Origin of the sequence: Sporomusa sp. (assembly GCF_035561255.1) — a bacterium.
In the GTDB taxonomy this organism is placed as follows: domain Bacteria; phylum Bacillota; class Negativicutes; order Sporomusales; family Sporomusaceae; genus Sporomusa.
Map to the genome: position 1 here is coordinate 1 of NZ_DATMXX010000165.1, position 22,430 is coordinate 22,430.

Genomic DNA, 22,430 nt, shown 5'->3' on the forward strand with positions numbered 1-22,430 from the left:
TACGAACGGCACCAACCCTGGCAAAATAAGTATAGCCACTTGGCAATGTAGGTGTAGTGCTATTAGTTGACATTAAACAAGCCACTGTTGCCGTTGTTGGATTATAAATGACGTACAGATAGTACCATGTTGACACCGCTAATGATCCCGTGTCTCGTCCATTTGCTCCTGTTATTGCTGTATTTAAAGCAAGACTAACACTTGACGCAATATATTGATTTTTAACCGCATTAAGTAAACTAATGGCATTCGCTGTAATAGTCGCCGCACTGTTACCAGTTACTAATATTTTTAGATTCGAGAATCCTGAAATTCCTGAACTAGATGCGCTCACTGCCGCTTGTACAAATGCTGCCGTTGCAACCTGTGTTGTATTTGTCCCTGCTGCTGGCGTAGGTGCAGTTGGTATACCCGTCAGAGCAGGGGAGGCAAGCGGTGCAGCCCCTAATGTCGCCAATGCCGCTGTCGCATTAGCATCATCTAACAATGTGCGAGCAAATGCAGTAAGTGTAGTCGTTGCAAAAGTATCGCTGCCAGTTGCATACACCATCTGATTCGCTGCTGTAGTCAGTGCCGCCAAGGCTGTAAGCGTGGCATCAAGCGGTTGCTTCCCGGCCAACAGATTTGTCATTGTAGCCGCAAAATTGGGGTCATCACCTAGCGCAGCCGCTAATTCGTTTAAAGTATCAAGGGCCCCCGGTGCTGAAGCTATAAGATTGGCTATTGCCGCTACCACATATGCGGTAGTAGCCAACTGAGTAGTATTTGTCCCCACTACTGCAGTAGGTGCTGTCGGCGTGCCGGTTAGTGCCGGAGATGCTTTCGGGGCTTTTTCGCTTGCCAATTCGGCAATGGCCGCCTGCACGTTAGTTGCGGCTACATCGCCGGTTGCCGTGCTAGTCACGTTGGCTGCGCTGATCTTAGGCCCTTGACCTGCGACTCCATTATGGGTATGGCCGGTCGTCCCCAACAAGGCATCAAGAACGTCCGCATTGTCGTTTAAATCTTCAATATTAACAATATCTGTACCATCCGGTTTATTTAAATTAAGATTTGGTGTTTGTTGCATTTCTTACCCCCCATAAGTTCGTAATTGTCCCCAATTTCGGGTTCCAGCCTCATTCCAGATCAATGGCTTGACCATATTCCATACCGTGTAGGTGTAACTAATTGAATATCCCAAGTGCGCCGGTTTAATCTCATCAAGCATAGCTAAAAATCCCGCCATATTCGGCGGGATTCCTAAGACTCCGATGAATTTTACTTCAAAACGGTAATCTTCCGGGTACTCAATAACATCTACTTCCCCGCCGCTGAAGGCAATGGCAACACCCTTGATCCGCTCTTTAGTAGATGTACCTGATCCCCTTAATTTTGCTTGGATGATTTCCCGGCGCCGGACATAGGAATTACTCCGGTTAGTGACTAACCCTAATTCGTTTTCCCAGTAATCCAGCCCCCAAGTGGCTGTTTTAATGAAAAACTGTTTGAGTAAATCCGGTATTGCGTCGTACCGTAATGCTCCTACTTCCTCAGCAACTGTACCTTGTAATTTGAGCATTTCCTTCGAATCTTGGTAATACCAAGGGAGGTATCGCATCAAGTCGGGTATGGTATATTCTGGTGTCTCGGCGTCTGCGCCCTGGTCACCGTAGATAAACGTGGAGTATAAAAGTTTTCCGTATGCCATATTACACCCCCTTAAGCTGGTTCCAGGTGACACCAGTTGCCGTTATTGGGATTGTAATATTATCCGTGCCGTCAAAAGCAACCCCATTAATGGTTCTGGCAGTAGCCAACTTAGTAGCTGTAGCGGCATAATTAACTGATTGGCTGCCAATATTTCCTGAATGAACAACTGAACGCCACGGATAAAAAGTAGCTCCACTACCGCTCCATCCTCTAAACCATAGGTTATCGCTATTATGGCCTCCAACCATCTGCAAACCAACATCTACATTAGCAGCCACTATACCCGCAAGATAAGATCCTCCTGGAATATTTGCAGGTGCATTATTAAGAGCGAACATTCCACTTGTTCTATAGGTATTAAGGTCATTGGTGCTTCTACCCGTAATACTAAAATTACTTAAAGATAATGCTGTTCCTGCACTGTCAGCTACAGAGGCATAATCTACCTTGCCGTCATTATCGGCATCATAGATGGATTTAAGCATATCCCCATATCCAGCTGCTTCAAGTTGGATATGAGTAACCCAATTTGCTATTTGTGTATCAGTGACAAACCGATAAGCAGCAGTTTGTGAAATAACCGTAGCAGGAAACTTTCCGCTTGCATCAAGACGCAAAACCTTGCTGGCTGTAGCAGTGGAAACTACTTCGGAAGCAGCTAATTTCTGACCAATAAGGCTAGTCATTGTTGCCGCGAAATTGGGATCATTCCCTAAAGCATTAGCGAGTTCATACAGTGTGTCCAACATTTCCGGTGCACCATCTACAATAGCGGCAACACTTTGATCAATATAACTGATTAACGCTGCCCGAACTGCTTCTAAGCGGTTAGCAACATTGTGGGCATCGGTCACATTAGCACCGTGAGTATTTAAATTGGCTTGTACTGCATTGGCTTTAGTGGTCGCATCCTGCGCCGCTGCACTAATGGCCGCTGTTTTGGCTGCATCCGCTTTAACCTGTGCGCCCGCCGGAGTTTCCGCACCAATTTGCGTTACCGTTACACTATGCGGATTTTGCTTGTCGGCAACGTGCGCCGTCAGGCGATTGTCGATCACCTCAACGGCTTCATCATTAGCTGTCTTATACCGCTCGACCTCTGTTTGCGTAGCGGTTATAGATTCTTGCAATCCATTGACATCATCTGCTTCGACCGTATCCCCCGGCGTTTCATAGGTCACGTAAACAACCGGAACACCTGCAAAAACCTTGATATGCCGCCGCCACGGTGTTTCAGATGGGACTGACACAATGTAATTAGTAATTTGCTCCCCTGTAAGTTTGGAGCCGGTATACACCCGGATACTGGTGTTGGTAATATTGTCGTGATCAAGAAGTCCCTCATATTTACCGGCTGTAATCGGTAATTCTTCTTCCATGACATAAACGCTGCCGTCTGTCTTTTTATTGAGCTTTGCAGGGAATTTATCTATTTGATTTGGGTAGGACATAGGCTACACCTCCAGGTCAATGCTACCCGTTATCGGTATTTCTTCACTACCTAGCGTCACGTTGGCCAGAGCATCATTTAACAATAGATTACTGTAGTCATTTACACCTGGAATTGTAAGCAAGAGTGTGCCAATTCGCGCATGACTAACATAGGTACTAGAAAATGCAATCCCTTGCAAATATTCTTGAACGCCTGTCAGGAATGCATCATAAATGACTTGCAATCCATAGCCAGCTGCCAACACTACCGTAACATTCACATTTATTGGTTTACCAATTGCCGACACCACTGTCATTGTCGCGCCGATCGGCCGGACAGATTCAATGTACTCGGCAACATCCGAAACTAGGCCTGGTGATGCGGGCTGAATATCCGAGTTGGCAATAGCCACTTTGACGGTACCGTTGCCATTCCAAAGAGGAAACACTTTGGCATCACCGACACCCGCGACTTCCCGCGCCCATTGTTTATAATGATAAATGTTCCCGGATGTTATGGGCTGCCGTACTCGGAAATGATACCGTTCGCGCAGGGAAGCATCTGACTCCGCATCTTCCCCCTCGGTAATGATCTCGCCTAATTCCGCCCTGGCCAGCCCCGCTACGGTTGTAATCGCCACAAGCTCGCCTAACGGTCTGTTTCCTGTATCGCCAGATTCTTCGCATTGCAAAGCATATTGACCTAAACTAATTCTTTCAACTGCAACATAGTTGACTTCTTCCGCCATAAAGCGCGAGCCAACCGGGACATCCATCAGCACATCATTGGGGCCATAAAAAAAGCCTTTACGCGAGGCGTAAATAGCTGGCTGCCGGTCTATTCCCATTTCAGTTGTACGGAGCTCAAGATATTCTTCTTTTGAGGTGTCGGCAAAACCTAGTGCAATATCTTTATCAAGTTCAATATAAGCCTGCTCCAATTCTTTCGCAGTCGGGGATAATGCATCGTAAATGAGACTCCCTTCCCGCTTGTCGATCGTATCCGGCACCCGGGAGAGCAAGTCGGTCATTAAATTTTCAAAAGTCTTATCCGCATATCTTCTCTCCATTATAAATTCACTCCATCAATTTCAATTACCCCGGCTACGGTATCCACGGTAAAACTGACAAATATTTCATCACCGTTGGGCTTTATATCAAAGTTGTAGACTTTATTAATCCGGCTGTCGTAGATCAAAGCCTCGGTAAGCATACGCTTGACCTCACTCCGCAAAAATTCGTTGGAAAAGCCTTTGCCAATCATGCTTGGGACTTCGCAGCCGTAGGCATCAGTGTAAATTTCATGAACAAATCTTGGGGTAAAGATAGCTTTTCTAATAAACTGCTCAATAGCCTGCCGGCCGTCAACCATGCCTTTAATTTGTCCAGTATCAATGTCTAATGCATATGTTCTTGATGGCTGGATTTCCAACTTGGTAATCTCCGGTATAGTAATATCTGGTGTCAGTGCCATGTTAAAGAACCTCCTTAGTACTGGACACTGCGGTCGCAGATCCAATACTTCTGGCCGCCGGCGTACCTAATGACAGTTACTTTTTCCCCTACTGCCAACTCATTTAAAAATTCCAATTCCGCTTCATGCAGGATAAGGCTGGTCAAATCGTGCTGATGCGGCCCTTGCCCTTGCAAGGTTTCCTCATCTGAGATATTCGTCGAAGATATTTTCACCCGGCGCTTGTGGTTCGTCAAGAGCTCCGCTACCACAATCAATTCTTTCGGTATAACCAGATTACTGTTACCTTTTAACCGGATCGTCAGTCCTGGCGGCGGCGTCAATACAACCGCCTCAAAGACTTCTACCGGATTACCACTGGCATTCACATTCTGAGCCGCCTGTTTAATAAGATCAAGCAAACAACATCACTCCGTTTTTATTTCGACTTCCGGCAACTCATCGGTTTCGGACAGGCCGATACTCATTGTGTGGCTATTACCTTTAAAAACATGGCTATCACTGTCTACGTAATAGCCCTTAAACATATTCATGTCCCGGATTATCAGGTGCAAGGCCGTGCCGGTAATCACATCGGCATCCCCCAGACAATTGATCGATAGTTTACTCATAACCTTGCCCTTATCAGCCATGGCCTTGTTAACCCGCTCCTGGAGTTGTGCGGCATTAAGCTTGTCAGTCACTTTTTCATAGTACTGGAGAGTACCAATGTCACCCGCCAGGCTGTCATTTTTCGCTTTAATGGTAATGGCCGACTTCTCTTCCCCAGCCACCATAACCACCGATGTGGCGGACTCCTCAATACTGGTATTGAGGCTATAGTCCATCAAGTTGACTTCATCCTCAATAACTATAAAACTCACCTGGGCAAGCTTTTCGGCCAAGTAGACTTTCCCGTCCTTGCTGCCCAAATAAAAGCGCCGGCCCGTCTGCTTAAAAGTTGCATATATAGCCTTGTAGGCAATATCGTAAAGAGTCTCTCCATCTACAACGAGCGCCGGCAGCTTATAGCCAGTCTCTATTATTTCTCCCATGGGTACCTGAAAATCACCACAAAGCCTTTTTATAATCTGAGTTGCTGTAAGATTGGTAAATACATAGGAGTTTGTATTTTTAACCATATAAATCATTTGGTCATATGCTTTAATCGACTGCCCAAAAGAACTGTTTTTATCTTGGCTGAAGATCACACCACGAAACAATTCTTCTTCATCCCAACGGAACAGCAGCATATGCCCTTCGAGAATCGGCAGCCACTCATGCTGCCCCCGGCCGGTATTAACAATTGACACCTCCAGGGATCGAGGGGCCGTGCCCTTGGCCCCTTTCCATGTTAATGACAACACATAGTCAGTGATATCGACATGTTTATCTTTAGTTATCCAGATTAACTGCAACACTGTCATTACCCCGCAGACGGCCTGGTTGGTTTTGTTTCATACACCAGCCTGCCGTTTATGTTTTTTAATACTCGGGGCGTCAAGACTGGGTACTCCTTAAGAGTCAGCGAATAGTAGATAGTTCCAACATCTCCCCCGCGCTCGGACCATGAGAAATCTTCAATACTGCAAAGAGTATTAATCTCACTGTCCGTAACGATAAACCTAACCGGATGATACCCAACTCGCCATAGATCGATTCGATCTATGTAGAGCTGAGGTTCCCATAATTTATCCGGACTAATGTCCAGATAGGGCCCAGGCAGCAACGGGAAAAAACTTTCAAATGTAAACACCGCAGCCTTAGGCTTTTGGAGAACAGTTACTTCACCCAAATTGACTACATTGAAACTGTCATTTTGAGATCCGCTTGAAACTTTAAGTTCAGGGGGGTTAACCGGGATTTGCAGCGTTTCCCGGTAGGTGTCATAGGTTAACCATATCTCCTTAGACATCGTATACACCATCCCCCGAACTATTCAGTTGCTCGCGCAGATACTCCTCGATCATTTTTATAATCTTGGCAATATCCGCTTCGTTGTTGATTGTAATGCTGCCAAAAAGACTTTCAATGGTTGTGCTGTTGTCACTGCTCGTGCTGTTGGAGGTAGTAGAGGTACTCAAAACTTGTTGCGTCTCCTGGGGGGAAAGGTTGCTATACTGCTGCGCTTCGCCGGCAGTTAGAATCTTTTCTCCCTTATGGAGTTCAGCCACATAGCCATCATACGGAACATAGTCAAGCCCATTGGCATGAGAACCATCAACGGCACTGCCGCTTACACCTACATACAAAGATTGTCTCCGACTGAAAATACCGGTCACCTTATCCCAGATGTTCGTGGCAATGTTAACGATCCCGCCGATCATGCTGGTGAACCCTTCGACTATCCCATTGGCAAAATTACTTCCTAATTGCACAGCCTGGCCGATTAAATTAGCAAAGAAGGATAAAACACTGTCCACGCCGGCTGAAGTATAGGCAATGATCATTGCAAACCCGCCATTCCATAGCCAGGCCAGAAGTGTTACAGCCGCTCCAACAGCAAGAGCTACTCCAATAATAGGAGCCATAGCTACAGCTGTCGCAATCGCGGCTGGGATGGCTGCCGCAGCCCAGGCGATAAAGGCCGGTGCCACAAGGGTTAAGATCACAGCAGCAATACCGGGCCCTACAACATCAAAGTTATTAGCTAAAAAGTCAATAGCATTGCCAATCCAAGTAAGAGCCCCTCCGGCTGTTGATTGAATCGCAGGCATGTTATTGCTTACCCACCCGGAAAACCGCTCTAGTGACGGCAATAGCCGATCTCCTACCGGTACCACGATGCCGGTTTCCAGCTGACGGCCGATGATTGACATTGCACTGCCAAAATCCTTAAATTTAACGGCACCGATTTTGCCGAGAGCATCATTAGCCATGCTGGCCGAGCTGGAGATGTGTCCAAATGCCATGATTCCCTGGGCTTCGAGATCCTCAAACATGGTCCCGAATAAAGCCACGCCGGCCGCATTCTTCGCCACCGGGTCCTGCATACTTTCCATGGATTGCATCACTTGCTGAAAAGCGGCCTGGGCGACAGCGCCACCCTGGGCAAACCGTGCGGTCATGTCCGCTGCATCCAGTCCTAAGGCGGCAAAGCCCTCCGCACTGGACGCTGAACCATCTTTGGCGCGAATATTAAACTCCTTGATTGCATCGCCCACTTTATCGATCGACCAAGCCCCATTCGCCGCGCCATCAATAAGGGTATTGGTAAATTGTTCGGCGCTAAAGCCAAGGGACTTAAATTGCACGGAATACTCGTTAATGGTATCCAGTAAATCGTCATTCTTGTTGGCGCCTTTTTGCGCTCCCTGGGCAATCAGGTTATATGCCTGCTCAGCCGTAATACCAAACTGCTTTGTCATGGTGTTAACGGCCCTGATGGATTCAGGGACATCCATTTCAAAGGTATCCCTCATTAATAAGGCATTGGTAGTGATGTTCTTCAATTCTTCGCCGGTAGCACCGCTGACCTGACGAACAGTTGCCATCGCCTTGCCGATGTCATCAAATGATTCCCCGAGTCCAATGTTGTAGATATCAGTAATGGTCGATTTAAAGGCGGCCATTTCAGCGTCTGTCGCACCAGTCGACGCCTGCAAGTTATTGGTGGCTCTATTAAGGTTATTGGCTGAATTCACAGCCACTCCGCCGGCAGCGGCAATAGCAGCGCCAGCAGCCATAAACCCCACTGACATTAGTTCAACAACCTTATCAGACGCACCTGACAGCTTTTCAACCTCGCTAGTAATGCCTTTTATAGCAAGCTTAGCCTTTTTACCCGCCGCCTGGGCAGCATCGACAATCGAACCAAAAGCCATGTCGCCGGCGAGTTCAACTTCATTTAACTCACCGGCGATTTTTGCGCTTGCACTTGCTGCCGCTACTTCAACACCATGGAATGCTACGTCTCCATATCTGCCGACTTGATCAATTGTATCGGCGTACCGGTCCGTAACCTTGCCGAGGTTAGCAATCTTAGAAGTGATTCGGTCCTGCATTTCAAAAAAGGCTGTTAGCTTGGCCATTCAATCACATCCCTCGACGCTTCTTTAACTTTTGAGCTTTATCCGCCTCTTTTTTCTCTTGTTCCATAACAATCTGCTCAGAGGCAATTAAAAAAACTTGATGGTATTCATCAAGCTCAAAAAATTCATGAGGATACTTGTGGTGTTTTTGCCATATACGATGGGCGTAAACCGCCTTATAGTCTCCGCCCTTGATTAGTTTTTTGCTTCTCCCACCAGTTCTTCATATGAATCACTATATCCGTTGAGCTTAAAGCAGGATTGTATCCAGTCTGTATATTCCCCGGGCAAGGTTAAGATCGCTTTAGCTAGATCCACCGGATCAACGCACCCATAGGATTTTAACAACTCCGGATCTTTAAAATCGGGGAAGGTAGTGGTGGCAATTGCTACCCGGCAAGCAAACCTGTCTTTGTCAAATTTCTCAATTCGCTGCCCCTTACCAACTATCACAATCGTGCAGTCGGCACGTATACCATCCACCACAGATGTAGGAATTGCCTTAAACTTAAAGGGAATGGGCTGGCCGGCCTCATCCACGTACAAATGCGTAATTACCTTTTCCTCCTCCGGTAGTTGCTTGGCCTTGCCTTTCATAAAAGCTGACATATCCATGTATATAATACCTCCTAAATTTATTTAGCCTAAAATCCGCTATCAAGCAAACTAATGTAGTTAAAATCCTCGATGGTAAAAGGCAATTCATCTTTAATGACATCGCCCTCGGCATCAAGGTTAGCAATCGTAGCACTATCAAAGTTAATGCCGATTAGTGCGATTCGTTCAGTGCCACGGCCGCTGGCCTTATCCTCAACCACTATCGTTCCATCCATGTACACATCTTCACCGGTATCCTTATATTTCTGTAGCAGGAGGCCTATATTGGACGTGGCGTGGTATTCGGTTACCGTACCGGCTGCCGATAAGCCGACAGTTTTATGACCAGTCATGCGCTTGCCCATGCGCTTAATTTCGACTTTCTCTTTCTCAACGGTAAGCTCAAGCTTTATGTTATTGAGCATCTCAACACCAGCTAGAAAAAAGCGCCCTTCTTTGGCCGATATCGTATTTTGACTTCCAAACATCAGTTACACCTCCTACCTCACTACTACATCAAAGTAGAATTTCTCCATGCTATCCACCGGTTGAACCCCGACCTTGGCCCATACCTCATCGCCAACAGATTTTACTGTGTCGATAACAAAGTCAGCATCTTTATCAAGATTTTGAATCGCCTTAGCGGTCTGGAGTGTCTCCAGATATCCGTCAACGACCGCCTGTTTTAGCAAAGCCTGTCCGTCAGCATTATTGTCAATCTTGCCGATATAGCTATCGGAGAAGGTCCGGAGTAGATCATTGGCCACATTGTCCAATACTCGGATAACCCGGTTCTTGCTAAACCGCTGGTTCTTTGTTTGATCATAGGTGTGCAGGGAATTAATGTCCTGCTCCACCTTAGTCTTTTCACCATCGTATTGGAATACAAATTGGCCGCCCAACAGAGCGTTCTTATAGGCAAGATTACCTAACCTCGGGTTGGCATCTGTTGCCCCTTCATATTGCGAATAGGTTAATGACTGAACCATGGAGGCACCAGCAGTAGCACCAGCCACCCAGGGAACTGCCCCTAATGCATCAAGTACAGTGCCATCGTTCAAGACTACACCATTTTTGACATTGATTACACCTTCATAATCGGCGTCATAGTCAGCCAGCACACCGGCAATCTTTTTGCCTTCATCATCCCTCAGTTTTTTAATCCAGGTAGAAAATGAAACCTTTAGTGTCGGATCACTAACCGGATAGGCTACTACATTAAACATTTGAGTTTCGCAAGCGCTCAAAAACTCAGTGTAATCGGCATTGATAACAGTACCGTTGGTGCCATTAGTCAAGTTGGCGCCGGCAGTGGCCGGAATAGCGCCGGTACCGCTGAACGTCACCCAATCATTAGCCACTAAGTCCTGGATATTAGTAGCCGTTTGCTCGTCCTTCAAGCGGCCATCAACATACGTCTGAACATCCAACAAGTTCTCATCCACGACATTGACTGAAGCCTTAATAATTATGTCATTGCCCCGGGTGCCGCTGTACTTGGCCGTGGCCGTAGCAGTGCCCCATGTTGCAACCGCTTTATTCCCTTTATTTAGGCGATAAACCAAAATCACTTTGGCTCGTTTGTAGGCCTCACGGACCGCCAGCATTTCAGTGTCGTTGATGTCATAACCAAGCTTAGCCGAAACATCGTCCTCATCTTCAATGGTCAGGAACGTTTGCTCTTGCCCCCAGTTAGCGATAAGAGGAAGAATTACGGTACCGCGCTCTGCCACTCGGATACTGGCTAATGCAGCTGCACGAAAATTCATGTACAGCCCGGGTCTTATTTTAGATACGCCTGGTATAAAAGTTCCACCAGCCATCTATTTCACTTCCTTCTTAAGCCAGGATTCAATCTGTTTCTTGGCTTCTTTTTTTGTTATCTCACCTTGGGCACCAAAAAAGGCGCCGTCAAAAACTACCTGGGATACCCCAAATAATTCTTGGCAATGCGCCCGAAGTTGCTCAATCGGAAACTTTGCTTCTTCTGCCATATTAGCCCTCCTTATTTAATTATCAATTCAAGGTAAAGCGCTCCCATCTTCTGATAGACTTCCCGGTCATACGGGTACCGGCTATCCCATTTCAGCGTTATCTGAGCCACACCATCGTCCAGTTCTTTGGTTTGGATATCTGAGCTAAGCCGCATGTATAAGCCCGTAGGCGGCCCTGCTTGACTAATGACCGGGATAACGCACCTTGCCTTGCGTATGCCCTCGGCAATAATATGAGCTTTGTTATGAGCCTCCTGAGTAGTGCAGGCGAATACTTTAATAAATAGTTGATATGAATTTCGATAAGTGGAAAAGGTATCGCCTGAGCTACTCACCAACGGCACGGGAAAGTACATGGAAGGAATGCTCATATTTTGTGGTATCCGCTCAGGATAGATCTTGACCGGATTCAAAGTATGGCAGCTCTTCATAATACTGCCTATTTCATCTTGCAGCACTATATCACCCCGCTAAAACTCATCTAACCATTCCTGCAGCTTTTTCTCCATGGAAGTCACTAGTATTTTTTCAAAGACCTCAAGCGAGATATCAAAGTAGTGATACCCTTCAATCCACTTCCGCTTTCCTACCCAGTTTTTAATATTCCTTAGGGCTAATTTTCGGCCATTTTTAGTTTTAATGGTCAACTTTTTGCTTCCAATATAATGGCCATCATTAACCCATTGCGCATATTCAATATTTGTCCCAATCTCCAGCTTAAGCCCTTTACCAGTTAACTTAAATATGCAGTCGCTATCACTACGCGTAAATGAATTTAACAGGCGCCTAGTATCAACAACCTTTAGCCGGATAATTTCATCTTGGACAATGTCAAGGAACTCCATGCCGGCCGCTTCCAACCACAGGTTATATTGCTTAATTAGATCACCGTCGGCTGCCGCTTTCAACTTTTGGGAGAATTCCTTAAGCCCATTAATATCAACTTTAAAAGTTTTAGCCATTACAAATTCCCTTTTCGGGTGACGACGACCTCAATATGGTGATTCTTAACCCGGCGCGGTATCTGGGTTTTGAATTCTACACCATTAAAGATTGTCTTATCATTCAGCCGCACATCCGCACTGATTAGAAAGCTAACTGCAAAACTATGCACGATCTCAGCCCCCGGCTCTCCCTGGGTAATGCTTTGCCCCTTCTCGGTAAATTTGCAGGGAACATCTACCGCGTCCGGAACATCAGGATAGCTATACTCCGTTTCCCCCGGCAAGCCATAACCGGGGGAGGTTGTTGTCTCAACCAAGTGGTAAACATCGCATTTGTCCGTTAATAGTGACCTAAAACTCATAGCGCCCTCATCTTAAAGCTGACTGGCCTTTTGGGAGCAGCTTTCTGTATATATTCGGCGATGAGCAGGTCAATCGCTGGCTTTCTAATAGTTTGGCCGTCAGACAAAGTATAGCTATAGTCACTAAGACGCTCTGATGTGTATCCCTTGGCAATGCTTTCGTCGGAGTTGATCAAGGCATAATACTCTGCCAGTTTAATTAGAGCAAGTTCGACTGTTGCTGGTAGCGGAATATATGCCGGTGTATCAAAACGATGACCAGCTTTAGAGAACAGCTCGGTCTCGGCCTGCAGAATATCACTTTCGATTTTATTTGGTGCCCGTGCTTTAACGGCTTCAAAATCAGTGTAATCGATGACTTGTTGGGGGATGATTAAAGCCATATGCTACCCCTCCGCAGGTGGTGCGATGGGAGAATCAGGCTTTTCCTTTTCCTCCCTAACTTCAAACTGATGATTATCTTTCAGGTAGTTGTAAGTTTTCTTATCAACTTCCTGCTCTTGGCCCGCCAGGAATAATTTCCCCAGCAGGCCGTAGTCTTTCCCTTTAATCAGTTTTACGATATACATTGAATACCTCCTACGGCAGTTTTACTTTGATTGCTTTGGCAACTGCGTCCTCTTCTTCAAAGAGGGTGTCCAGCTTGCTAGTCAGAACAATGATAAACTTGCGTTCCCGGATGTCTTTATCGACTTCAAGACGAATGTTACGGCTCATGCCTACGATAATATTTTTCGGATGAGTAAGCAGAATGTCCGTCACTGTATCCGTGCTTACCGCATATGGCTGAATCATAGCAATACCCTTAACCGGCACACCGTAAGCGTTTGCCATGCCCCCCTGCAAAGCAGCATCGCCAAGGGCCGTCTGTCGAGCAACAACCTGGTCTTTCCACTCCAGTTCCCCCATGTGTGAAGTATAGAATCTCCAGTCTGCAGGATTACGCATATATTTAGCCGGTACCGCGCCATACGTCTTTTTGAAAGCATCTTTAGTTAAGGCTGCAGATGACAAGTCACGAACATGCGAAGTAGTAAGCTTCATCAACCCATCGATTAGTTTGAGGTAAGCATCAGTTGCATGTGCAGTATCACCATTAACGATGAGCTCCTCAATATCCAATGCTGCTCTTTCGGCAATCAGTTGCATGAGCGTCTGCTGCAGATCTCCCTTTTCAATATTGTTTTCCAGTGTGTCGTATGTAATATTGACCTCAGCAATAACTTCTTTTGCATTTAAGGTAATCGTTCCAGTAGTAGGTACAGCACGTTGTGCGTCAGTAAGGGCAGTGCCTTCAACGCCCGGGCGTAGAATACGCTGACCAAATCCTAATTTTTCAATCTTACGGGTATCGCTCGCCATTTCAACCATACGGGCATCTTTCAAAATAGTAGGCGCACTCTGCACCATTCGGATAAATTCAGACGCCTGCTCCGGATTCATTAAACCACCAGAAGCAAGCGTCGCTAAGGTCATAGCCGCCTTTTCAATTAGCTGTTTGTTAGTCATCATAGTAACACCCCTCTCTTATAGTAAGCCGTCCCATACGGATTTTTTTACTTCCTGCTGATGGCCATCGGTTTCAACCTGCTTAACTACTCCCCGGGCAGACTCCACTTTTTCAATACGCTGCGCCAGCGGTTCCATAGCCTTGGTCACGGCCTCGGCAACCATCTTAGCCACATCATCTGCGGCAAGGTCCTTCGACTCCTGTGCCGGCTGTTCGCCCTTTTCGATAGCATCCAGTTTAGCAGTAACAGGGCCCAGTGCTTTGGTAATCCCCTCGTTAACCATTTTTTCAATGTCCTCTTTTTTCACTTCTTCGCCCTCCTCTGTTTCGGTATTTGCTTCAATGATTTTACTCAGCACCTCATGAGCTGACTTAATCTCAGCCATGTTGGCCGTAGATATTTTCTTGCCGGCTTTTAAAACCTCTTCCGGTGGCTTGCCCATGGCCTTAACAATATTTTCAGCAGTCAGCAGATCAGTAAGGATAGCCGAAAACTCAGTAAGGGCCTCCTGCACCTTCCCTGCGTCAGACTCAAACTCGTACCGATCAGAGGACCAGTTATACCTTTGCAACAAATTCTGCAATGTATAAAAAGCCGTCCAAAAGTTATCACGCTTGATGTTTTGAGCATAGTTGTTGGCCATTTCCCCTTTTTGGATAGTGCCTACCCCGAAAAAGTTTTTCAGTAGCGCCATCAGCCCGGCCGCCTGCTCTTGTTCGGATTTCTTGACTTCATGTTCCACTCTTTCCCCCACACCTCCCATACTAAAGCCTGTCAGCTCGCCCTTTTTGATCTCACCCCAGGTATCATCATCGGCAACGTGAACCGACATTAGCCATGTGCCTTTAACAACGTCCTGCTCTCCCAGTTTTCCGGCCTCCTTGGTTATCCAGCTTTCGACAACGTCAGCCTGGCCAGCAACAAAATCATGTTGTTTATCAATGTTTCGGTAGTCTTTTAGAAATTGGTGGGCGGATTTTTCAATCTCATCAGCAGTCATAAATTCACCGTGAGCGTCCAGGACGTCCGGCTCATAGACTATGCCAGTCACGATCCGCTTTTCATCATCAACTTTCAGGATCGGGACAGCCTTTTCAAAGGTCGGGGTAGATTCGGCTTTGATGATAGCAAATTTCTTCTTATTGGCCGCTTTATCGACTAGGGATACAAAGGATATTTGAGCGTTTTTAATCTCGGTTGGCAATCTTCTTTCACCTCCTCTCAGGCAATAAAAAAAGAGACGCTATTTCTTAGCATCCCTTTTCATGTTATTGATTTTTGCTTCGGCAAAGCGTACTGCCATTATTTTAAGCGTCAAATTAAACTTAAGCTGTCGTGACGGTTCTTGCAAATACTGCGCTTCCATTTCCGCATATTCAGCCTTAGCCTGCTTCAACCATCTACGGGCTTCCATCTCAGTCATTGGGTTATCATTATCGGCCATAAAGCACCTCCCACTATAATTATAATGGAAAAATGCTCCAATGACCGGTTATTTTTTCTCCTCGGCCCACTTTTCATCGGCTTCTTTTCTGGCCTGATCGCGCAACTTTTCCTTTTCCTCTTTGGATAGTCCCAAAATCTTCGGATCAACGACAGGACCAAGGACGCAATGACAATTAACCGACTCCTCAGGCGGCAAGCGCGAGTCACGTGGGTACCGGCCATCATGACCACCAACATCGAAAACCTCATCCAAGCCGATTGAGGTACCATCAAGCTTAACATGGTTCCGACGCGGCTTGTTTTTCTTGGCGCCGGAATGCTTCCATGTTTTTTGAATAACGGCCGGCGACTGCATGAAGGCCTCATGCGCTGAAACTGAGTTCGCCCGTAATACCTCGGTAATAGCTGTTGTCCGGGCCCTTGTCCGGTTGAATCCCGGCAGATCCTTGATTCTTTCAATGGCCTTGTTAATACCTTCGCCATTTTCAATAACGGCGGTTATGGCTGCCTCTAGCTCCGTATGGGTGGAAAGCTTCATTAGCTCGGCCAGGTCCTTTGACCATGCCTTGATCCAATCAACCGTGCGCTGAGACAAAATATCAAAAACAACATCTTCGTCGATGTTTTCCATGATAGCCTCGGTCAATTCTTCGACAGTCATAGTCAGGAATGTTTCCGTGTACCCAGCCATCTTCTCAGCAAACTCATCACTCTCTAGCAACTTTTTGAGGAGTTCTTTCAGATCAAGCGTTTCATCTTTTGAGATTGCCTCTTTAAAGCCGTTAACAAAATGCTTTCTTTGAGCACGAAACAAGCCAGCGACTTTCTTTTCATACTCCTCGACAGCATTCAACGTGGCATCCACGGCCGGGAATTCTGCTATCTCTTCTTTAAGCTCATCCTCTTCCGCCTTGGCAATACGGTTAATGGCCTTGATGAGCCTCTCAACCTTACCCATTGCGTTCCTCCAGCAGATCCCGCAGATCTTTCAGTATGCCGACCAGGCTCGCCGGTCCGTCAGCCGACTTTAAGAATAAGCCGGGCATTGACGCTCCCTGATTCAGCAGCGCGGTCGGCAGGTTGGCCCGTTCATCGTCGAAGTTTTCCAACTGCTTACCCAGTACATTGCCCAAAAGCTCCCGGGTATCGTTAATCGCCACACCGCCAATGCTATTGATTGCTCCCAAAATAGTTGCCACATCTTCTGGATTGCTTATATCAGGATTATTAATCTCCACTTCAACATACTTTAGCTCATACTCAGCCAGCAGCAGGTTATTGATTATAAAAGAAATGGATTTCCTTTCCGGGATAAATACCTGCTGCTCAGTAATTAACATTGCGGTATCAGCAGTGGCCCGGTTGAAGTCTTTGGAATAGCCGGTATATAAGTCCGGCAAACGAAACGACGACTGCACCTTCTTGCGATTATCTTCGCCATAATTAACAAACAACCCGTCTCGCTGTAGTATTTCGGCAAGCGATTTAATTTCAATATCAACACTAGCCTTTTCTTTTTCAAGGCCAAGACTGTTTTCTTGTTCCAGTGCTTCTGCTTCAAGGAGCAGGAATTTATGAGCGCTTTCCTGACCTTCTACGGATGACGCGTACTCGGTCAACGCCGCCTCGCTATCCTCCGTTAGCCGGCCATTCTTGATCAGGATTGCCGCCGGCAGGTGTCTCCCCTGCTTAAAATACCGGTAATTGAGCTCGGACGCATTCCGGCTGCCGTACATGTCCATGAGTGCCGATATCCAGCGCGGCACACCATAGGCACCGTTACCGATTTTTAAATGCAGTATCTCATTGGCCTGAAACTCGCTTGGCGTATTGTCGTCAAATGTACCTGTTCGCCAATCCATGATTCGCGGATCACCGAACTCTTTGAACCAAACTTCCTTTGATCCATAAATAATTTGAACATACCGCCGGAACCGCTTCTCGCGTTCAAAAACTTGGCCATCGCGATAATATTTAACGGCAACAGCTTTACCTTTTTTGGTTGTGCGAACGGTCGATGCATCTTCAATTTTTTCAAGCTCAACTACCTCCCGCTTACCATTACGGATTACCTCGATATAACCATTGCCGCAGGCCTCCCGATCATCAATCGCATCCTTGAGGACATTGACCAGGGACTTTTCCATATGCATGTACTTGAGCGCCGATTCAACCCGGGCCCATTCAACCTTCATTTCGGCAGTTTCCGTTTTCTTGGTCTCATCATCCCTGTATTTCAGTTGATAGCCAAAGCCGGCTATATTCTGCTTATATGCTTCAATGCACTGCGGAAGAATGGTTGATATTTCCTTCATTTCAAGCAAGGTGCAGATGGAGTATTTTGGTGTAAGCACGTCGGCAATTTCATACCGCTTGGCATCCCCATCTTTGGCCGTGGGGGTTTCGGCTTTTTTGATACCGGTTATTACCTTGGCCTTTACTTTCTGCAAGCTCTCACCTCCTTAGAACCGGTGTTTTCTTTCTCGTTTACTTACAGACTCTTTCACATTCACTGGCAGGCACAATAAAAAAAGACAGTCTGCCCTGTCCGGCGAATCAAGCTTCCGCTTTTTCATCTCTTTTTTGCTCTCCAGCTTGATCTTCCCTTTGCTCTCATAGATACCATACTTTCGGACCGTTAGCTGCGCAATTAGTTCATCGTCGTTCGGCAAAACCAATTCGCAGGGTTTCCTATTACCCTGCTCATCGAACTCATTTAACAGATCTTTGACTATGGCGGCCATTAAGGTGGTAGTGTCGTAATAATACTTGTGCTTAATCGGTATTCCGAATTTCACCGGGATGGTTCTGATCCAGACTATCCCTTCCAACTTCTTAATTTCATTTAAGCGGTCAGTAACGCCACCGCCAACACCAGTATCATCGACTTTAACCGTGATTACTATTTCAGGATACCGGTCATGCAGCTTGTTAGCAATAAACATAATATCGCCTGCCGTAGCCATAGTGTCCTGCCCTTTCCGGACTAAAAGAGGCAATACTTTGCTGTTTATCTTTGTGCCTACAACCGTTTCATCCCCACCTTCGCGGGCAACGTCACAGGCAATATCAATCGTTTCCACTGGCTGACTGTCGTCATAGTCGGTATTGATTCCCCTCATAACCATGTGGAGCTGAATAAATACATCATCTTCCTGATCAGGAAACTCGCCTTTTACCCGGACCTTAACAGCATTGCTGTCGGCGCCATACTTTCGCTTGAGCATTTCGATATTATCTTTATCGGTTCGCTCACATTGTTCAGCGTCGATATGGATGCAGCAGAACTGGTCCCGGTCCTTGTGGTGTGAATCATAGAATATTCCGCTGTTTCGGGTAGGATTGGATATGAACAGTATCCGGTTATCAACCCCGGTTATAGTACCTAATAACGCCTCAAGGATTTCATCTGATACACCAGACGCTTCATCAACGACTATCAACATGTTATCTGCGTGTATCCCGGCTATGTTTTCTTTCTTGGTGGCAGTTTTGGCAGTTGTAAACCATTCCAGTTCATAGCCAATCATGTATAGCATTGTCTTTGTGAGTGTCAAAAAGTTATCCGCGTAGGTTCCAGACAACCATTTTGCTAATTCAGGCCATAGAACAATGCTGAGCTGCTGCCTTGTCGGAGCAGTGGCAATAATCTTTGCCGTGTCCCGAAATAGCATGTACCAGATGATGATACATGCCACTGTTGCTGTCTTGCCTACGCCTTGGCCGGATCGGACGGAAGTTCTTTTATTATCCCTGACCGAGAGCATAATTTCTTTCTGCTTATCGTCAGGATAAAAGTCCAGAACATCCTCGGCGAAGCCTATTGGGTCATTGTAATACAAATCGACCATATCGCCATAGTCGATCTGCTCGATCACTACAGCGGCCGCAGTCAGGTTTACGCCTTCCCCTTCAATCAGTTCCAATGTATCCTTGCCGATAAGGTCTAATGCCTCAAGGAACCGCTCAAGCGCCTCCATTCTTCATCTTCCTCTCGGCCATTTTTCTTTTAAGGGCGTCAACATGCTGGTTTTCCTTGTTTTCACCCTTGGCTTTTTCAACCTCAAGCAGCAGCTTAGCTTTGGCAAGTTTCAGTTTCTCTTCTTCCACGTTCCGCTGCCACTTATCCGGCAACCAGTCAAAGAATTTGATAAGTTGCTCCCATGCCCACTTCTTGTCAGCCAACTTAATAGATATGCCATCTTTGCCCTGTTTAACCTCCTGGATAACGGAAGTATCAAGCAGCTCGCTCTCGCCAAGGTCCACAAAATTGATGGTTTCCATTATCGGCTGCTTAGTCTTTTTATCTACCAGTGGTCCATACATGCCGATCACCTGCTGTTGGCGCTGTCCCCATCCAACATAGTCACCGATATCAGCACTGACAATATTAACGCAGAACTGCAGAAAATCCTGTAAGCCGATATGAAGATCCTGACAAACCAAACCGCGAAGCCGGTCAATTTCAGCTTTAACCCGGGGACGCTGCAACAGCCGGCAACCCATTACCGCTGCACTTGGCTTATGTTTCGAATACCCGCTTTTAAGTGCTGCTTGAGTAGCATTGCGATCTTTTACAAAATGATAGCAAAATAGCTGCTCAGTATCTGTCAGTTCTGGGTCTGCCTCCTGCTGTTGTCCACTTTTGTCCACCTTTTCATTTTTTGTGGACAAAGTGGACACTGTTTTTTTTGGCTTGGGCACACTATCACGGTTCCACTTGTAACGGGTTTTCCATTTCTTGACGGTATCAACACCGACTTTATATTTGTCGGCAATGTCCTTGTAAGACATGCCAAGCACATAATCATTGAGCGCTAATTCATGCGGTTTCTTGGCCATTTACATAGTCACCACCTCCGGGCATATTCGCCGTTTACTACCTCGGCCTAGTCCGCATGTTTTGCAGGCTGCCATTCTTCCGTTCCATAGGCGGCGCTTGCAACTTCATGCCGCCGGCGCTGGTAATATAGCCGTTACATTTCCCTTTGCTCCAGCGAACTAAGTTAGCGGTGCATCCCTGATTACTTTGGTTTAGGCTGCTGCAGATGATTGCAGGCATGTTTGTCACCTTCTGGATTTGGGCATGAAAAGGTCCGAAGGCAATTTTTTATGCAATAAAAAGGTTATCGTGATTTGAGATAAGAATATACGCTTAATGGATAGTAATAGCAAAAATATACACGACAGGGGGGTATTAATGCAAATTTCGAAATGTCTAATAATATTAGCTAATATCGTTTCAGGCGTAACACTTATTCCTTATTTATTTGGTGCTCTATTTATATTTGTTATGGGTCATGACTCTCCAAGCTCCAATTTTCTAAATACAACACTTCCTGCATTAGCTGTTTTAAGTCTTTATCCTATTGGTATCATCTCTTGTATACTATATTCATGGAGATTTCACTTGAACAATCGCAATACACTAGGAATTTGTATTGCCTATATTCCCGTAATTATTGCTATGAGCGTATTTTTGTACAGTGGTTATTCACCGTTTCGCTAGTAGATTTATGAAAATCAAATGCCAAAAATCTTGTAATGGCGGTTCTCTTGCTAAAACAAAAAACCAGGTGGATCCAAATGGACACACCTGTACAGCTCTATTTTAGCACTTTGTCAAGTTAACTTCAACGGTTTTTAATCAATTTTTTTATATTTAATTTTATTTGAATACCCTGCTAAGGTATTATATATCTGTTTTGTGCTTGGACGCTGCATCTTTTGTTTTGTATCCTTTGAACCCTTGGCGCTCTTGCTCCCGCCGTTAGAACTTTTTGTATGCATAATAGGCTTTGAAATACTATCGTTTCTAGCACATTCAAGTAATATTTTACGGCTCTGGCGCTCAGTTTCTTCGGGAGGACAAAGAGTATACCCGCAACTATCACATTCATAATATCCATGTACTGCTGAAAATAAAGATCCACCGCATACATTGCACTTTGTCGATATCAGTTTCACTCTACCCATTGACTCCCACCCCCATATAATATAAACGCGGAAATAGGGCAGACTAGCTGCCCTTTATTTATGCTCTTACCAGTTGCAATTTTGCATACGCACCAGGGAATGCTGCTTCATATGCCGGGTCAACGTCTGCAGGATACACAGCATAGATTGTGTTTTTCGTCTCAACAATCTTGTGTGTTCCGCAATCTGTTATTTTACGAATTGACGAAGTAGTAACCCGTGTTCCGTCAGAGAATAAGCGCCGGCTATCATTGTATATCTGCCCATTTAAGTAATGTTTTAATAGTTCTGGCGCGGTGAATCCGTTACTTTTAGATATTATACTCCAGCACTTAATTGTTGCTGTATTCATGGCTGTTGCCCCTCCCACTCCCAAATACGCTGCATGCCCTTGGCCGGTACCGGCTCGATCCGGCGCACGTTGGCAAGCATCCAGGCGTAGCGGCCGGGAGTATAGTCGCCGAACATAAATTCATTCCCATTAACGCTTCTTAAATTTTCCAACGTAGCAGCAAATGGTTCTGTGTCATTGAATGTTGCGCTAACCTGCAAACAATCAACCAGATCAGCAATTGCGATAACCGCGCCATATGGTAGATCAACTCCAACTTCATCCCACTCTGCTTCTACGGGGCCGCCGACATCAGCTATAGTGGTTATTTGATCTTCTAACACGGAGAAAAACGGCTCTTTGTGCTCAATCCCGTAATATTTTTTACTTACCCCCGCATGAATCGCAATCGGCCCCCGGTACTTAGTTGGCCAGGACCGTGTCTCTATCTGCTTCGCGCCGCAGGCTATGAGGCTTGCAAATGGCTGCAGGATTGTTATGGCTTTCATATCTTTACACCTCTGTGCATTAAATTCCACTAATACAGCAACACTTATATCAATATGATTATGGAGTTGATAAACTTTGAGCAATCAAACTTTGCTATGGTCAAGTGTTGTATTAGCATGGGCATCCACTCTCTTTCTAAAAAAGGAAGAAAT

At 45.9% G+C, this 22,430-nt stretch carries 29 protein-coding genes and 1 pseudogene; 1 reads left to right on the forward strand and 29 read right to left on the reverse strand.

The annotated features are described in order from the left end of the window. The 26 genes and pseudogenes from VN379_RS09415 to VN379_RS09540 all read right to left on the reverse strand — a co-directional run. Positions 1-1,069 (reverse strand): annotated as a pseudogene (locus VN379_RS09415) (hypothetical protein); the annotation flags it as partial. Positions 1,070-1,072: 3 nt separating this feature from the next. Next, positions 1,073-1,690, reverse strand: coding sequence for a putative phage tail protein (locus tag VN379_RS09420; RefSeq protein WP_325533141.1), 618 nt, complete (start codon positions 1,688-1,690; stop codon positions 1,073-1,075). Between the two features lies 1 nt (position 1,691). Beyond that, a complete protein-coding gene (locus VN379_RS09425) occupies positions 1,692-3,143 on the reverse strand; it encodes a hypothetical protein (RefSeq protein ID WP_325533143.1) in 1,452 nt (483 codons plus the stop codon). A 3-nt stretch (positions 3,144-3,146) separates the two neighbouring features. Continuing rightward, complete coding sequence (locus tag VN379_RS09430) at positions 3,147-4,193, reverse strand: baseplate J/gp47 family protein (RefSeq protein WP_325533145.1); 1,047 nt, start codon at positions 4,191-4,193, stop codon at positions 3,147-3,149. Beyond that, entirely contained in the window at positions 4,193-4,597 is a 405-nt protein-coding gene (locus tag VN379_RS09435; protein ID WP_325533147.1) for a DUF2634 domain-containing protein, read from the reverse strand. Before VN379_RS09435 ends, VN379_RS09430 begins: the two co-directional genes overlap by 1 nt. Positions 4,598-4,611: 14 nt before the next feature. Further along, entirely contained in the window at positions 4,612-4,998 is a 387-nt protein-coding gene (locus VN379_RS09440; protein WP_325533149.1) for a DUF2577 domain-containing protein, read from the reverse strand. A gap of 6 nt (positions 4,999-5,004) precedes the next feature. Beyond that, positions 5,005-5,997, reverse strand: a complete 993-nt coding sequence (locus tag VN379_RS09445; RefSeq protein WP_325533151.1) for an XkdQ/YqbQ family protein — start codon at positions 5,995-5,997, stop codon at positions 5,005-5,007. 5 nt (positions 5,998-6,002) lie between these two features. Further along, positions 6,003-6,491 (reverse strand): hypothetical protein, encoded by a 489-nt coding sequence (locus tag VN379_RS09450; RefSeq protein ID WP_325533153.1) that lies wholly within the window; start codon positions 6,489-6,491, stop codon positions 6,003-6,005. Further along, positions 6,484-8,607 (reverse strand): phage tail tape measure protein, encoded by a 2,124-nt coding sequence (locus VN379_RS09455; protein WP_325533155.1) that lies wholly within the window; start codon positions 8,605-8,607, stop codon positions 6,484-6,486. Before VN379_RS09455 ends, VN379_RS09450 begins: the two co-directional genes overlap by 8 nt. A 195-nt stretch (positions 8,608-8,802) precedes the next feature. After that, positions 8,803-9,222, reverse strand: a complete 420-nt coding sequence (locus VN379_RS09460) for a phage tail assembly chaperone (RefSeq protein WP_325533157.1) — start codon at positions 9,220-9,222, stop codon at positions 8,803-8,805. 29 nt (positions 9,223-9,251) lie between these two features. Then, positions 9,252-9,692 (reverse strand): phage tail tube protein, encoded by a 441-nt coding sequence (locus tag VN379_RS09465; protein ID WP_325533159.1) that lies wholly within the window; start codon positions 9,690-9,692, stop codon positions 9,252-9,254. Between the two features lie 12 nt (positions 9,693-9,704). Continuing rightward, the gene (locus VN379_RS09470; RefSeq protein ID WP_325533161.1) at positions 9,705-11,027 is read right to left on the reverse strand and encodes a phage tail sheath family protein; all 1,323 of its coding nucleotides are present in this window, start codon (positions 11,025-11,027) and stop codon (positions 9,705-9,707) included. Beyond that, positions 11,028-11,198 (reverse strand): hypothetical protein, encoded by a 171-nt coding sequence (locus tag VN379_RS09475; protein ID WP_325533163.1) that lies wholly within the window; start codon positions 11,196-11,198, stop codon positions 11,028-11,030. It lies immediately after the preceding gene. Positions 11,199-11,209: 11 nt separating this feature from the next. Further along, positions 11,210-11,656, reverse strand: coding sequence for a hypothetical protein (locus VN379_RS09480; protein WP_325533165.1), 447 nt, complete (start codon positions 11,654-11,656; stop codon positions 11,210-11,212). A gap of 12 nt (positions 11,657-11,668) precedes the next feature. Beyond that, complete coding sequence (locus VN379_RS09485) at positions 11,669-12,160, reverse strand: HK97 gp10 family phage protein (RefSeq protein WP_325533167.1); 492 nt, start codon at positions 12,158-12,160, stop codon at positions 11,669-11,671. Beyond that, positions 12,160-12,504 carry a DUF3599 family protein gene (locus tag VN379_RS09490; protein WP_325533169.1) on the reverse strand — a complete coding sequence of 115 codons (345 nt, stop codon included), beginning with the start codon at positions 12,502-12,504 and terminating at the stop codon, positions 12,160-12,162. The genes VN379_RS09485 and VN379_RS09490 overlap by 1 nt, the downstream gene beginning before the upstream one ends. Further along, complete coding sequence (yqbG, locus tag VN379_RS09495) at positions 12,501-12,887, reverse strand: protein YqbG (protein ID WP_325533171.1); 387 nt, start codon at positions 12,885-12,887, stop codon at positions 12,501-12,503. Before yqbG ends, VN379_RS09490 begins: the two co-directional genes overlap by 4 nt. A gap of 3 nt (positions 12,888-12,890) precedes the next feature. Further along, positions 12,891-13,073, reverse strand: coding sequence for a YqbF domain-containing protein (locus tag VN379_RS09500; protein WP_325533173.1), 183 nt, complete (start codon positions 13,071-13,073; stop codon positions 12,891-12,893). A 10-nt stretch (positions 13,074-13,083) separates the two neighbouring features. Beyond that, positions 13,084-14,016 (reverse strand): phage major capsid protein, encoded by a 933-nt coding sequence (locus VN379_RS09505; protein WP_325533175.1) that lies wholly within the window; start codon positions 14,014-14,016, stop codon positions 13,084-13,086. Between the two features lie 15 nt (positions 14,017-14,031). Then, on the reverse strand, positions 14,032-15,219 hold the full coding sequence (locus tag VN379_RS09510) for an XkdF-like putative serine protease domain-containing protein (protein ID WP_325533177.1): 1,188 nt from the start codon (positions 15,217-15,219) through the stop codon (positions 14,032-14,034). A 39-nt stretch (positions 15,220-15,258) separates the two neighbouring features. Next, complete coding sequence (locus VN379_RS09515) at positions 15,259-15,459, reverse strand: hypothetical protein (protein ID WP_325533179.1); 201 nt, start codon at positions 15,457-15,459, stop codon at positions 15,259-15,261. 48 nt (positions 15,460-15,507) lie between these two features. After that, positions 15,508-16,419 carry a phage minor head protein gene (locus VN379_RS09520; protein WP_325533181.1) on the reverse strand — a complete coding sequence of 304 codons (912 nt, stop codon included), beginning with the start codon at positions 16,417-16,419 and terminating at the stop codon, positions 15,508-15,510. Continuing rightward, positions 16,412-17,911, reverse strand: a complete 1,500-nt coding sequence (locus VN379_RS09525; protein ID WP_325533183.1) for a phage portal protein — start codon at positions 17,909-17,911, stop codon at positions 16,412-16,414. Before VN379_RS09525 ends, VN379_RS09520 begins: the two co-directional genes overlap by 8 nt. A 12-nt stretch (positions 17,912-17,923) precedes the next feature. Continuing rightward, positions 17,924-19,441 (reverse strand): AAA family ATPase, encoded by a 1,518-nt coding sequence (locus tag VN379_RS09530; RefSeq protein WP_325533184.1) that lies wholly within the window; start codon positions 19,439-19,441, stop codon positions 17,924-17,926. After that, complete coding sequence (locus VN379_RS09535; protein WP_325533185.1) at positions 19,428-20,303, reverse strand: terminase small subunit; 876 nt, start codon at positions 20,301-20,303, stop codon at positions 19,428-19,430. The genes VN379_RS09530 and VN379_RS09535 overlap by 14 nt, the downstream gene beginning before the upstream one ends. A gap of 37 nt (positions 20,304-20,340) precedes the next feature. After that, a complete protein-coding gene (locus tag VN379_RS09540; RefSeq protein WP_325533186.1) occupies positions 20,341-20,523 on the reverse strand; it encodes a hypothetical protein in 183 nt (60 codons plus the stop codon). 138 nt (positions 20,524-20,661) lie between these two features. Here VN379_RS09540 and VN379_RS09545 point away from each other — a divergent pair, with 138 nt between their 5' ends. Then, positions 20,662-20,970, forward strand: a complete 309-nt coding sequence (locus tag VN379_RS09545; RefSeq protein WP_325533187.1) for a hypothetical protein — start codon at positions 20,662-20,664, stop codon at positions 20,968-20,970. 134 nt (positions 20,971-21,104) lie between these two features. On the opposite strand, the gene VN379_RS09550 is transcribed toward VN379_RS09545, so the two are convergent. From VN379_RS09550 to VN379_RS09560, 3 genes are read right to left on the reverse strand one after another with little or no spacing between them, the layout of a single operon-like run. Beyond that, complete coding sequence (locus tag VN379_RS09550) at positions 21,105-21,437, reverse strand: hypothetical protein (protein WP_325533188.1); 333 nt, start codon at positions 21,435-21,437, stop codon at positions 21,105-21,107. A gap of 58 nt (positions 21,438-21,495) precedes the next feature. After that, positions 21,496-21,789 carry a hypothetical protein gene (locus VN379_RS09555; RefSeq protein ID WP_325533189.1) on the reverse strand — a complete coding sequence of 98 codons (294 nt, stop codon included), beginning with the start codon at positions 21,787-21,789 and terminating at the stop codon, positions 21,496-21,498. Further along, entirely contained in the window at positions 21,786-22,277 is a 492-nt protein-coding gene (locus VN379_RS09560) for an ASCH domain-containing protein (protein WP_325533190.1), read from the reverse strand. The genes VN379_RS09555 and VN379_RS09560 overlap by 4 nt, the downstream gene beginning before the upstream one ends. Positions 22,278-22,430: the final 153 nt, after the last annotated feature.